Here is a 12,833-nt window from a genome sequence, read left to right as displayed (position 1 = left end):
GTTTACGGTGAGGGCGTGACCACACTCGCCCTCACCGTTCTCACGACCACCGACAGCCGGGAGAAGGCCGACACGCTCGCGCGCGGCGCCGTCGAGGCCCGGCTCGCCGCCTGCGCCCAGGTCTCCGGGCCCGTCACCTCCGTCTACCACTGGCAGCGGGCGATCGAGACCGCCGAGGAGTGGCAGGTCGTGTTCAAGACCACCGAGGCCCGCTACGAGGCCCTGGAGGCCCACCTCCTCGCCGCCCACGACTACGAGACCCCCGAGATCCTCGCCACCCCCGTGGTCCGCGCCTCCGCCGCCTACCTGGCCTGGCTCGGCAGGGAGGTGGCGCACCCGTGACCGCGGAGCCCGACCCCGTACCCCTGCCGTTCTTCGTGTACGGGACGCTGCGCCCCGGCGCGTACAACCACGACCGGCTGCTGCTCGGCCGGACGGCCGCCGAGGAGGAGGCCCGGCTTCCCGGCGCCCTCCTGTACGACGGCCCCGGCTACCCGTACGCGGTGCGGGGCGAGGGCACGGTCGCGGGCACCCTCGTGACGGCCGCGCCCGACGCGTACGGCGAACTGCTCGGCGTGCTCGACCGGATGGAGGGCGACGCCGGGTACGAGCGGACCGCCGTCGAGGCGGTCCGGCTCCGCGACGGCGGAACCGTCCGGGCCTGGACCTACTTCGCGAGCCCCGAAACGGAACTCGGCCCCCTCGTCCCCACCGGCGACTGGTTCAGGCGTCCCGCTCCAGACGCACCGCGCACACCTTGAACTCGGGCATCCGGGAGACCGGGTCGAGCGCCGGGTTCACCAGGGTGTTCGCCCGGCCCTCGCCCGCCCAGTGGAACGGCATGAAGACGGTGTCCGGCCGGATCGCCGTCGTGATCCGGGCCGGCGCGACGGCCCGCCCGCGCCGCGAGACCACCACGAGCCGCTCGCCCTCGGCCACCCCGAGCCGCTCGGCGAGCCGCGGGTGCAGCTCCACGAACGGACCGGGCGCCGCCGCGTTCAGCTCGGCGACCCGCCGGGTCTGCGCCCCCGACTGGTACTGGGACACGACCCGGCCCGTGGTCAGCACGACCGGGTACTCGGCGTCCGTCTCCTCGGCCGCCGCCCGGTGCACCACCGGCACGAACCGGGCCCGCCCGTCGGGGGTCGCGAACCGCTCCAGGAAGAGCCGCGGCGTACCGGGGTGCTCGGTCTCGGGACAGGGCCAGAAGACGCCCTGCTCCTCCTCGATCCGGCGGTAACTGATGCCCGAGTAGTCCGCGGGCCCGCCGGCCGAGGCGCGCCGCAGCTCCTCGAAGACCTCCTCGGGCTCCGCCGGGAAGCCCTTCTCCCAGCCGAGCAGCCCGGCCAGCTCGTGCAGCACCTCCAGGTCGCTGCGGACCCCGGCGGGCGGGGTGAGGGCGCGGCGCCGCAACAGCACCCTGCCCTCCAGGTTGGTCATGGTGCCGGTCTCCTCGGCCCACTGGGTGACGGGCAGGACGACGTCGGCGAGCGCGGCGGTCTCGGAGAGCACCACGTCGGCGACGGCGAGGAAGTCGAGCGAGCGCAGCCGCCCCTCGATGTGCGCGGCCCGCGGTGCGGAGACCACCGGGTTGGAGCCCATGAGGAGCAGCGCCTTCACGTCGCCGCCGAGCGCGTCGAGGAGCTCGTACGCGCTCCGCCCGGGCCCTGGCAGCGACTCCGGGTCCACGCCCCACACGCCGGCGACATGGGCGCGGGCCGCCGGGTCGTCGAGCTTGCGGTAGCCGGGCAGCTGGTCGGCCTTCTGGCCGTGCTCGCGGCCGCCCTGGCCGTTGCCCTGGCCGGTGAGGCAGCCGTAGCCGCTCAGCGGCCGGCCCGCCTTCCCGGTGGCGAGGCAGAGGTTGATCCAGGCGCCGACGGTGTCGGTGCCCTTGGACTGCTGCTCGGGACCGCGCGCGGTCAGCACCATGCCGGTGCCGGCGTCGCAGAACATCGCGACCGCCTCGCGCAGCTGCGGCACGGAGACGCCGGTGATCCGCTCGACCTGCTCGGGCCAGTGGGACATGGCCCCGGCGCGGGCGGCCGCCCAGCCGTCGGTGCGAGTCGCCACGAACTCTTCGTCCACGCGTCCTTCGGCCACCACGAGGTGGAGCATGCCGAGGGCGAGCGCCAGGTCGGTGCCGGGGCGCGGTGCGAGGTGGAGGTCGGCCTGCTCGGCGGTCCGGGTGCGGCGCGGATCGATGACGATCAGCTTCCCGCCGTTCTCCTTCAGCTCGGTGAGGTAGCGGAGGGCCGGCGGCATGGTCTCGGCGAGGTTGGAGCCGACGAGGATCACGCAGCCGGTCTTCGGGATGTCCTCCAGGGGGAAGGGGAGTCCCCGGTCGAGGCCGAAGGCCCGCTGGTGCGCCGCGGCGGCGGACGACATGCAGAAGCGGCCGTTGTAGTCGATCTGCGAGGTGGCGAGGACGAGCCGGGCGAACTTCCCGAGCGTGTACGCCTTCTCGTTGGTGAGCCCACCGCCGCCGAAGACCCCCACGGCATCGGCACCGTGGTCGGCGCGGGTCCGGCGCAGTCCGTCGGCGACGGCGGCGAGTGCCTCCTCCCAGGTCGCGGGCCGCAGATCCCCCGTGTCAGGGCATCGGACCAGGGGCTCTGTGAGCCGGACCCGGGAGGAGAGTACGGAGGGGGCGGTGCGGCCCTTGCCGCACAGCGCGCCCCGGTTGACGGGGAAATCGGTCCGGTCGACCACCTCGGCGGGCAGCTCCGGAGTGCCGGTGGGGCGGAGCGACATGCCGCACTGCAGAGCGCAGTAGGGGCAGTGCGTCGGGACGGCGGTGGCGTCGGACATGCTGCCAGCGTGCGTCAGGCGTGTTACGCGGGGCGGCGCCCCGTATTACGGGCGCGGTGCTCTCCGCTCAGCTCGCGGCCGGTCCCGAGGTGAGGCGGAGGTCTCCGGACAGCCCCTAGGGGGAGGCGGGAGTGTCCTCGGTCGAGGCGAGGGCCTCCGTCACACCGGTCTCCTTCGGCCCGAGGAAGTGCGGGTCGGGCCGCAGGGCCGCGTCGAGGCCGGCCTTGGCCGCCGCGGCCAGCTCCCGGGTGGTGCCGTAGTACCAGGTGCGGTCGTGGGGTTCGGCGACCCCGACCCCGTACGCGTCGACGCCCGCCGCCCCGCACAGCGCGACGGCCCGCTTGATGTGGAAGTCCTGGGTGACGAGGACGGCCCGCTCGACGCCGAAGACCTTCCTGGCCCGGACGCAGGAGTCCCAGGTGTCGAAGCCCGCGTAGTCGCTGACGATCCGGTCCTCCGGCACCCCGCGCTCGGTGAGGTAGGCGCGCATGGCGCTCGGCTCGTCGTATGCGGTCCTGCTGTTGTCGCCGGTGACGAGCAGGACCCGGACCTTGCCCGTGCGGTACAGCTCGGCGGCCGTGTCGAGCCGGTGCGCGAGGTACGGGGTGGGGCGCCCCTTCCACAGGCCGGCGCCGAAGACGACGCCGACGTCCCGGGCGGGCACGTCCGCGGTGGTACGGAGCCGGGGTTCGGCGACCGTGTGCATCCAGGTGGCCGGGGCGAGTGCGAGGACCGCGCCGAGCACGACGGCCTGGACGGTGCGGCGGCGGGCCCGCGTACTGCGGGGGAGCCACCGGATCGGCCGTGCCGTCATGCGGGAACCTCCGTGGGATCGGTGTGGTGCCGGTCGTTTCGTTCTGTCACCCCGTCCGACGCGGATCCGCCGGCTTCGGTTCGCCGGACGCCCGGAGTGTTCCGTACAGCACACCGGCGAGCCCCAGACCGATGACCATGCCGAGGAGCTGGGCGGCGGCGAAGGCGGGCACCGACCCGGGGGCGATCCCGGTGAAGGAGTCGGAGAACGCGCGGCCGAGGGTGGCGGCCGGGTTGGCGAAGGAGCCGGAGGAGGTGAACCAGATCGCCGCGCCGATGTACCCCGCGACCGCGATGGGGGCGAGGCCGGGGCGGCCGATGCGGCGCAGGCCCTGCACGACGAGGACGAGCCCGGCGGTGGCGACCGCCTCGCCGAGGAGGAGGTGGAGCGCGGAACGCGGCTCGGTGGCCCAGGCGCCGGGCGCCCGCCCGAACATCGCCTCGGCGAGCAGGGCGCCGGTGACGGCTCCGGCGAGCTGGGCGGCGATGTAGGCGAAGGCCTCGCGCCCGCCGCGCTCGTGGCGGCGGGACCACCACTCGGAGAGGGTCACGACGGGGTTGAAGTGGGCGCCGGAGAGCGGGCCGATGAGGGCGATGAGCAGGCCGAGGCCGATGGCGGAGGCGGCGGCGTTGGCGAGCAGCCGGACGCCGATGTCCTGGCTCAGGGAGTCGGCGCGGATCCCGGAGCCGACGACGACGGCGACGAGGGCGGCGGTACCGATGAACTCGGCGGCGGTACGCCGGGGGAGAGAGGGCGGGGACATTCTCATGGTGGAAAATATATTCCGCAGAACGGAACCCGAGAAGAAATAGCGGGCAGGAATCGGGGAACACCCCTACGATCCGCGCATGATCATCGATGCCGTCCGCAACAACGCCGAGTGGTGCCGGGCCATGTGCCAAGCCCACGGCCACGCCGGTACCTTCGGGCCCCGCGCCTGGACGAACGACCGCCGCACCCCGCTCTACTACCCGGACGCTGTCACCCTGTCCGAGGACGCGACCGCCGCGGACGTCCTGGCCGGCATCGACCGGACCACCCCCGGAGCCTCCGTCAAGGACAGCTTCGCCCGCCTCGACCTGACCGCCGAAGGCTTCCGCCTCCTCTTCGAGGCCAGCTGGATCCACCGCCCCGCGGGCCTCCCCGCCCCCGCCGCCACCGGCGACTGGCGCCCGGTCCGCACCCCGGAGGAGCTCGCCGCCTGGGCCCTCGCCTGGAGCGGCGACGACGCCGACGACGCGGCGCTCTTCCGCCCCGAACTCCTCGCCGACCCGGCGACGACGATCGTCGCGGGATACTCCGCCGACGGCCGGATCCTCGGCGGCGCGGTCCTCAGCGAGAGCGCCCGCGTCACCGGCGTCTCCAACCTCTTCGCCACCGGCGACACCGACCCGTCCCACACCTGGGCGGGCGCCCTCGCCGCCGCCCCGGCCGACCGCCCCGTCGTCGGCTACGAGTCCGGCGGCGACCTGCCCCCCGCGCTCGCCGCCGGCTTCGAGGAGATCGGCCCGCTGCGGGTCTGGCTGGGCGCCTGACACCCGCCGAGGGACGTCCGTGAGGTCACGGCAAACAGTCGTGACCCCGGCGCAACGGGCAGGCAACCTGGCCCCGCCAGGATCGGTGCATGACGGAGCCGGACAGCACGTTCGACAGCGCACCCGAGTGGCTCGGCGGCATCGCCGAGCAGCTCGGGACGCGGCTCGCCCACCTCTCCCTCCCGAGGACGCGCCCGCCCATGAACGCACCCACCCTCGTCGCCGTCGGACACGGCAGCCGCGACCCCCGTGCCCGGGCCGCCCTGAGCCGCCTCCTCGACCGGGTCCGCGAGCTGCGCCCCGGGCTCGACGTCCGCCTCGCCCACATCGAGCTGAACGCGCCGCTCCTCGACGACACCCTCGCCGGGCTCGCCGCCGAGGGCCGGGACGCCGTACTCGTCCCCCTCCTCTTCGCCCCCGGCCACCACGTCACCCACGACCTGCCCGCCGCCGTCGCCGCCGCACCCGGCCTCCGGGCCCGCGTCGCCGCACCGCTCGGCGCGCACCCCCTCCTCGTCGAGGCCCTCGCCGACCGGCTCACCCAGGCCGGCTGGAGCCCCGAGGACGGGACCTCCCGCGCCACCGGGGTCGTCCTCGCCTCCGCCGGCTCCCGCGACCCCCGGTCCGGCGCCGAGATCCGCCGGATCGCCGCCCTCCTCGGCGAGCGCCTCGGCGGCGTGCCCGTCCTCCCCGCGTACGCCTCCGCCGCCGCGCCCACGGTCCCCGAGGCCGTCCGCGCCCTCGCCGCCGGCGGCCGCCACCGCATCGCCGTCGCCTCCTGCTTCACCGCCCCCGGCCTCTTCGCGACCCGCGCCGCCGCCCACGCCCCCTGGATCGCGGCCGCCCCCCTCGGCGCCCACCCGGCCCTCGCCCGCCTCGTCCTCCACCGCTACGACCGCGCCCTCGCCGGCCGCGAGACGGGCCGCGAGACCACCCGCACCACCACCCGCACGCGGGAACTCGCCGCCATCTGAGCACTTCTGTCGGTCCCTCCGGTTACCTTCGAGGCATGGAAGGCATCGAGGACACCAAGGACAGCGCAGACATCACAGACACCCCCGGATACGACTCCGCCGCGACCGACCGCTGGGCCGCCGAGCCCGACAAGCGACCCGGCCGCACCGCCTTCCAGCGCGACCGGGCCCGCGTCCTGCACTCCGCGGCGCTCCGGCGGCTCGCCGGCAAGACCCAGGTCGTCACCCCCGGCACCCGCAGCCACGCCTGGGACGCCAGCCCCCGCACCCGGCTCACCCACTCCCTGGAGTGCGCCCAGGTCGGCCGCGAGCTCGGCGCCGCCCTCGGCTGCGACCCCGACCTCGTCGAGGCCGCCTGCCTCTCCCACGACATGGGCCACCCGCCCTTCGGGCACAACGGCGAGCAGGCGCTCAACGACGTCGCCAAGGACTGCGGCGGCTTCGAGGGCAACGCTCAGTCGCTCCGCCTCCTCACCCGCATCGAGCCCAAGCGCTTCGTCAAGGACAAGGACGGGGAGCTCGTCAGCGTCGGACTGAACCTCACCCGGGCCGCCCTCGACGCCGCCACCAAGTACCCCTGGCCGCGCGGCGGCCACCCCGACGACCCCGGCTCGCCCAAGTTCGGCGTCTACGAGGACGACCTCCCCGTCTTCGCCTGGATCCGGGAGGGCGCCCCCGGCCACCGCAAGTGCTTCGAGGCCCAGGTCATGGACTGGTCCGACGACGTGGCCTACTCCGTCCACGACTTCGAGGACGGCCTGCACGCCGGCCACATCGACCCCAACATGCTCCTCGCCGAGCCCGAGCGCGCCGACATCTGGTCCGTCGCCATCGGCCGCTACGTCCCCGAGGACACCGACCCGCAGGAGCTCGCCGAAGCCCTCGACCGGCTCCTCGACCAGGAGTGGTGGCCGCACGGCTACGACGGCTCGGGCGTCGCCCAGGCCCGTCTCAAGGACGCCACCAGCCAGCTCATCGGCCGCTTCTGCCTCGCCGCCGAGGGCGCCACCCGCCAGGCATGGGGGCACCGCCCGGGCACCGGGGGAGGCTCGGGCCGCCTCACCCGGTACGGCGCCGAGCTCGTCGTCCCCCGCGAGGCGCGCAACGAATGCGCCGTCCTCAAGGCCGTCGCCGACCGGTACGTGATGCAGCGCGCCGAGCAGGAGGCCCTCCGCGCCGACCAGCGCATCGTCGTCGCCGAACTCGCCGAGGCCCTCGTCGTCCGCGCCCCCGACGGCCTCGAACCGCAGTTCCGGGCCGCGTTCGACACGGCGCGCGACGACCGGGCCCGCAAGCGCGTCATCGTCGACCAGATCGCCTCCCTCACCGACGCCTCCGCCCGCGCCCTCCACGCCCACCTCCGCCCCCACCACAGCTAGGGCCGTCCGCCCTACCGGCCGGGGGCGGCCCTCTTCCCTCCCCTCCCTCCGTGCGGGACGCTCGCATGCACGCCCCGAGGCGGTACGGCCGGACGAACCCCCGGGGGCGTAGGTTGGAACCGGTCGCAACGAGGAGGAATCGACGTGGTCGACGCAGATCAGACCTTTGTCATCGTCGGCGGAGGTCTGGCAGGGGCCAAAGCGGCGGAGACACTGCGCTCCGAGGGGTTCAACGGCCGGGTGATCCTCATCGGCGACGAGCGCGACCACCCCTACGAGCGCCCACCCCTCTCCAAGGGCTACCTCACCGGCGCCAAGGAACGCGACAGCGTCTTCGTCCACGAGGCCGCCTGGTACGCGGCGAACGACGTCGAGCTGCACCTCGGCCAGTCCGTCACCGCCGTCGACCGGGAGGCCCGCACCGTGCGCCTCGGCGACGGCACCGTCATCCGCTACGACAAGCTGCTCCTCGCCACCGGTGCCGAGCCGCGCCGCCTCGACGTCCCCGGCACCGAGCTCGCCGGCGTCCACCACCTGCGCCGGCTCGCCCACGCCGACCGGCTCCGCCAGGTCCTCGCCGCCCTCGGCCGCGACAACGGCCACCTGGTGATCGCCGGCGCCGGCTGGATCGGCCTGGAGGTCGCCGCCGCGGCCCGCGGCTACGGCGCCGAGGTCACCGTCGTCGAGTACGAGCCCACCCCGCTCCACCGCGTCCTCGGCCCCGAGCTCGGCCAGCTCTTCGCCGACCTCCACAGCGACCACGGCGTCCGCTTCCACTTCGGCGTCAAGCTCACCGAGATCGTCGGCCAGGACGGCATGGTCCTCGCCGTCCGCACCGACGACGGCGAGGAGCACCCGGCGCACGCCGTGCTCGCCGCGATCGGCGCCGCCCCCCGCACCGCCCTCGCCGAGAACTCCGGGCTCGCCCTCGTCGACCGGGCCGACGGCGGCGGCGTCGCCGTCGACGAGTCCCTGCGCACCTCCGACCCCGACATCTACGCCGCCGGGGACGTGGCCGCCGCCCACCACCCGCTGCTCCACACCCGGCTCCGCGTCGAGCACTGGGCCAACGCCCTCAACGGCGGACCGGTCGCCGCCCGCGCCATGCTCGGGCAGACCGTCTCCTACGACCGGGTGCCCTACTTCTTCTCCGACCAGTACGACCTGGGCATGGAGTACTCCGGCTGGGCGCCCCCGGGCACGTACGACCAGGTCGTGGTCCGCGGCGACACCGGCAAGCGCGAGTTCATCGCCTTCTGGCTCAAGGAGGGCCGGGTCCTCGCGGGCATGAACGTGAATGTGTGGGACGTCACAGACCCGATCCAGCGGCTCATCCGCTCCCGGGCGGCCGTGGACCCGGAGGCCCTCGCCGACCCCTCCGTACCCCTGGACAGCCTGCTCTGATCGGGGCCGGTCACCCGTAGACTTCATGCGTGGCAGGCAGGATCAACGATGACGACGTGAAGGCGGTCCGGGACGCGGTCCCGATCGACGCCGTCGTGTCCGAGTACCTCCAGCTGCGCAACGCGGGCGGCGGAAACCTCAAGGGGCTCTGCCCCTTCCACGACGAGAAGTCGCCATCCTTCCAGGTCAGCCCCAGCAAGGGACTCTTCCACTGCTTCGGCTGCCAGGAGGGCGGCGACACCCTCGCCTTCGTGATGAAGATCGACCACCTCTCCTTCTCGGAGACGGTCGAGCGCCTCGCCGCCAAGGCGGGCATCACCCTGCGGTACGAGGAGGGCGGCTACAACCCCGGCCACCAGCGCGGGGAGCGCATCCGCCTCGTCGAGGCGCACAAGGCCGCCACCCAGTTCTACATCGACCAACTCGACTCGCCCGAGGCCGAGATCGGCCGCAAGTTCCTCGCCGAGCGCGGCTTCGACCAGGCCGCCGCCGCGCACTTCGGCGTCGGCTACTCGCCGGCCGGCTGGGACCACCTCACCCGCTTCCTGCGCGGCAAGGGCTTCTCCGACAAGGAACTGATCGTCTCCGGCCTCTCCCAGGACGGCCGCCGTGGCCCCATCGACCGCTTCCGCGGCCGCCTCATGTGGCCGATCAGGGACGTCGGCGGCGAGGTCGTCGGCTTTGGCGCGCGCAAGCTCCGCGACGACGACAACGGCCCCAAGTACCTCAACACGCCCGAGACGCCGATCTACAAGAAGTCCCAGGTCCTGTACGGCATCGACCTGGCCAAGAAGGACATCGCCAAGGTCAGCCGGGCCGTCGTCGTCGAGGGCTACACCGACGTCATGGCCTGCCACCTCGCCGGCGTCACCACCGCCATCGCCACCTGCGGCACCGCCTTCGGCGGCGACCACATCAAGATCCTCCGCCGCCTCCTGATGGACAACGGCTCGGCCCGCGTCATCTTCACCTTCGACGGCGACGCCGCCGGCCAGAAGGCCGCCCTGCGCGCCTTCGAGGACGACCAGAAGTTCGCCGCCGAGACCTACATCGCCATCGCTCCCGACGGCATGGACCCCTGCGACCTGCGGCTCGCCAAGGGCGACGCGGCCGTCGCGGAGCTGGCTGAGCCCCGCACCCCGCTCTTCGAGTTCGCCCTCCGCCAGATCGTGAAGCGGTACGACCTGGAATCCCCGGCGGGCCAGGCCGCCGCCCTCGACGAGGCCGCTCCGATCGTCGCGAAGCTCAAGAACCTCTCCGTGCAGCACAGGGTCGCCGTTCAGCTCGCCGGCCTGGTCGGATTTCTCGACACCCAGTTCGTCGTCCGCCGGGTCGCGCAGATCGCCCAGTGGCAGCGCGGCGGCGGTGGCGGCAAAGGCCCCGCCCAGCCGGCCCGGCAGCGCACCTACGACACCCCGGGCCCGTCGGCCGCGACCTCCGGCCCCGCGCTCAACCTGCGCAGCCCGGCCCACCGCACCGAGCGCGAACTCCTCAAGCTCGCGCTCCAGCGGCCCGAACTGGTCTCCCCGGCCTTCGACGCCTACGGCATCGACGAGTTCACCGCCCCGCCCTACGCGGCCGTCCGGCAGTGCGTCCAGGACGCGGGCGGCGCCACCGGCGCCCCCTCCGACTACCTCTCCGCCGTCCGCGAGGCCGCGCCCAACGACAGCGTCCGCGCCCTCGTCACCGAACTCGCCGTCGAGACGATCTTCGCCAAGGCCGTCGACGAGGCCTACGCGGGCGACCAGCTCGTCACCGTCCGGCTGCGCGCCGTCGACCGGCGCATCCGCGACGTCCAGGGCACCCTGGCCCGGCTCGGCGCCCACGGCGACCCGGAGCAGCTCTCGGCCGTGCAGAACGAACTCTGGGTGCTCACCCAGTACGGGCAGTCCCTGAGGAACAACGGCGCCGCGGCACTCTGACCGTCGGTGACGTGGCGGATTCAAAAAGTCACCGCACGCCCCTCGTGGCGGCGATGTGTCGTACCCCACACTGGTTGACGGTGCCGTCCCGTTGCCGTAAGTCCCTCCGAACCGGCAGCGATCACCCTCCTGGAGGTCGCCCCCCGTGCAGACCCGGATCCAGACCCCGTCCCAGCCCGTGTCCGAGGAACCGCCCCAGCACCCCGCAGGACCCGCACCCGACGAGGAACCCGAGATCCCGGTCCAGCGCCGCCGCACCGATCTCGGCGGCAACGGCCCCTCCTCCGACCTCTTCCGCCAGTACCTGCGCGAGATCGGCCGCATCCCGCTCCTCAGCGCCGAGGAGGAGGTGGAACTGGCCCGGCGCGTCGAGGCCGGGCTCTTCGCCGAGCAGAAGCTCGCCAACACCCCCGACCTGGACACCCGGCTGGCGATCGACCTGGACCGGCTCGTCGTCCTCGGCCGGATCGCCAAACGCAGGCTCATCGAGGCCAACCTCCGCCTCGTCGTCTCCGTCGCCAAGCGGTACGTCGGCCGCGGCCTCACCATGCTCGACCTCGTCCAGGAGGGAAACCTCGGCCTCATCCGGGCCGTCGAGAAGTTCGACTACGCGCGCGGCTACAAGTTCTCCACGTACGCGACCTGGTGGATCCGCCAGGCGATGTCCCGGGCCCTCGCCGACCAGGCCCGGACCATCCGCGTCCCCGTGCACGTCGTCGAACTCATCAACCGGGTCATCCGCGTCCAGCGCCGCATGCTCCAGGAGCGCGGCTACGAACCCACCGCCGAGGAGGTCGCCGCCCAGCTCGACCTGGCGCCCGAGCGGGTCGGCGAGGTCCTCCGCCTCGCCCAGGAACCCGTCTCCCTGCACGCCCCCGTCGGCGAGGAGGAGGACGTCGCCCTCGGCGACCTCATCGAGGACGGCGACGCCGCCTCACCCGTCGAGTCCGCCGCCTTCCTGCTGCTCCGCCGCCACCTGGAGGACGTGCTCTCCACCCTCGGCGAACGTGAACGGAAGGTCGTCCAGCTCCGCTACGGCCTCGACGACGGCAGGCCCCGCACCCTGGAGGAGATAGGCCGCATCTTCGGCGTGACGCGCGAACGCATCCGCCAGATCGAGTCCAAGACCCTCAACAAACTCCGGGACCACGCCTACGCGGACCAGCTCAGGGGATACCTCGACTGACGGTGCGACTAGGGCCTGTCCGGCGAGCGCGGCTCCTCGACGGCCAGGGTCCAGTCGCCCTCCGCCTTCCACCTCAGCAGCAGCGGTCCCGCGGGGAGCCGGACGGTGGACTTCACCTTCCTGCCGCTGTCGTTGAGGAGCAGGCCGCGCCGCTTCTCGGTGAGCCGTGTCTCGCCGGCGACCTCGTGGTACCACAGGGCGCAGTGACCGGTGTGCCCCGTGTCCCGGCCCCGGAACAGGACGCGCAGCTCGACGGCCGGACCCGTGTACAGCAGGGCCTCGTGACCGTACCCCGTCATCGTCCCCGTCAGCCGGCGGGCGGCGGCCACGGGCTTGATCCGCAGGATCCAGGGGTTGCGCGCCGAGAGCTTCAGCTGCGGGTGACGGCGCTCGGGGACCGTGCTCCCGCGGAAGTCCCGGAGACCGTTGCTGAAATAGAGGTCGGGGATGACCCCGCCCAGCTCGGTCTGGGGTATCAGGGAGAACATCCCCTCACCCCGGTGCGCGGCCTCCAGCAGGAACGGGCCGTCGGGGAAGCGGTCGTCCCAGGGGATCACATGCTCCCCGGCCTCTCCCTCGATGGAGAACGGCTCGAAGAGCGGGCCGAAGTCCCAGCCTTCCAGGAGGGCGTACGGCCGGTCCGACGGCGGGAAGGCCGTCGCGCCGAGGTGCTCGACCGACCAGCCCGGCGGCGCCTGCCCCGGCACCTTCACGACACCGGTCAGCGGCACCGGACCGGGCGCGGGATCTTTCGCTGGGTGACCCATGCCGCACATGATGCGGCACGGGCCACCGCGAAGTCGATCAGCGG

At 73.6% G+C, this 12,833-nt stretch carries 12 protein-coding genes; 8 read left to right on the top strand and 4 right to left on the bottom strand.

The genetic code is table 11. From position 1 onward, the window contains the following. Positions 1–15 precede the first annotated feature (15 nt). Positions 16–342, top strand: a complete 327-nt coding sequence (cutA, locus tag OG361_RS13135; RefSeq protein ID WP_384558915.1) for a divalent-cation tolerance protein CutA — start codon at positions 16–18, stop codon at positions 340–342. Next, the gene (locus OG361_RS13130; RefSeq protein ID WP_405853495.1) at positions 339–761 is read left to right on the top strand and encodes a gamma-glutamylcyclotransferase family protein; all 423 of its coding nucleotides are present in this window, start codon (positions 339–341) and stop codon (positions 759–761) included. The genes cutA and OG361_RS13130 overlap by 4 nt, the downstream gene beginning before the upstream one ends. Here OG361_RS13130 and OG361_RS13125 read toward each other — a convergent pair. The 3 genes from OG361_RS13125 to OG361_RS13115 all read right to left on the bottom strand — a co-directional run bounded on the left by OG361_RS13125 (position 724) and on the right by OG361_RS13115 (position 4,391). After that, positions 724–2,808: a molybdopterin oxidoreductase family protein gene (locus OG361_RS13125; RefSeq protein ID WP_405853494.1), complete on the bottom strand. Its 2,085-nt coding sequence runs from the start codon at positions 2,806–2,808 to the stop codon at positions 724–726. The two genes, OG361_RS13130 and OG361_RS13125, sit on opposite strands and share 38 nt — an antisense overlap. 115 nt (positions 2,809–2,923) lie before the next feature. Further along, on the bottom strand, positions 2,924–3,622 hold the full coding sequence (locus OG361_RS13120; RefSeq protein WP_405853493.1) for a vancomycin high temperature exclusion protein: 699 nt from the start codon (positions 3,620–3,622) through the stop codon (positions 2,924–2,926). Positions 3,623–3,668: 46 nt separating this feature from the next. Further along, a complete protein-coding gene (locus tag OG361_RS13115; RefSeq protein WP_405853492.1) occupies positions 3,669–4,391 on the bottom strand; it encodes an MIP/aquaporin family protein in 723 nt (240 codons plus the stop codon). A gap of 79 nt (positions 4,392–4,470) precedes the next feature. Here OG361_RS13115 and OG361_RS13110 point away from each other — a divergent pair, with 79 nt between their 5' ends. From OG361_RS13110 to OG361_RS13085, 6 genes are all read left to right on the top strand, one after another. Then, the gene (locus tag OG361_RS13110; RefSeq protein WP_384558929.1) at positions 4,471–5,157 is read left to right on the top strand and encodes a hypothetical protein; all 687 of its coding nucleotides are present in this window, start codon (positions 4,471–4,473) and stop codon (positions 5,155–5,157) included. 89 nt (positions 5,158–5,246) lie between these two features. After that, positions 5,247–6,131, top strand: coding sequence for a sirohydrochlorin chelatase (locus tag OG361_RS13105; RefSeq protein ID WP_405853491.1), 885 nt, complete (start codon positions 5,247–5,249; stop codon positions 6,129–6,131). A gap of 35 nt (positions 6,132–6,166) precedes the next feature. Further along, positions 6,167–7,510 (top strand): deoxyguanosinetriphosphate triphosphohydrolase, encoded by a 1,344-nt coding sequence (locus tag OG361_RS13100; protein WP_405853490.1) that lies wholly within the window; start codon positions 6,167–6,169, stop codon positions 7,508–7,510. Positions 7,511–7,654: 144 nt separating this feature from the next. Further along, entirely contained in the window at positions 7,655–8,914 is a 1,260-nt protein-coding gene (locus OG361_RS13095; RefSeq protein WP_405853489.1) for an NAD(P)/FAD-dependent oxidoreductase, read from the top strand. A 29-nt stretch (positions 8,915–8,943) separates the two neighbouring features. Then, positions 8,944–10,836 (top strand): DNA primase, encoded by a 1,893-nt coding sequence (dnaG, locus tag OG361_RS13090; protein ID WP_405853488.1) that lies wholly within the window; start codon positions 8,944–8,946, stop codon positions 10,834–10,836. A 145-nt stretch (positions 10,837–10,981) separates the two neighbouring features. Continuing rightward, positions 10,982–12,022, top strand: a complete 1,041-nt coding sequence (locus tag OG361_RS13085) for an RNA polymerase sigma factor (RefSeq protein WP_405853487.1) — start codon at positions 10,982–10,984, stop codon at positions 12,020–12,022. Positions 12,023–12,030: 8 nt separating this feature from the next. On the opposite strand, the gene OG361_RS13080 is transcribed toward OG361_RS13085, so the two are convergent. Then, complete coding sequence (locus tag OG361_RS13080) at positions 12,031–12,789, bottom strand: hypothetical protein (protein WP_405853486.1); 759 nt, start codon at positions 12,787–12,789, stop codon at positions 12,031–12,033. Positions 12,790–12,833: the final 44 nt, after the last annotated feature.

It is taken from the genome of Streptomyces sp. NBC_00090, from assembly GCF_045160815.1.
Classification (GTDB): Bacteria; Actinomycetota; Actinomycetes; order Streptomycetales; family Streptomycetaceae; genus Streptomyces.
The sequence above is the reverse complement of the archived record's forward strand: the minus strand, read 5'-3'. Positions and strand labels throughout refer to the sequence as shown.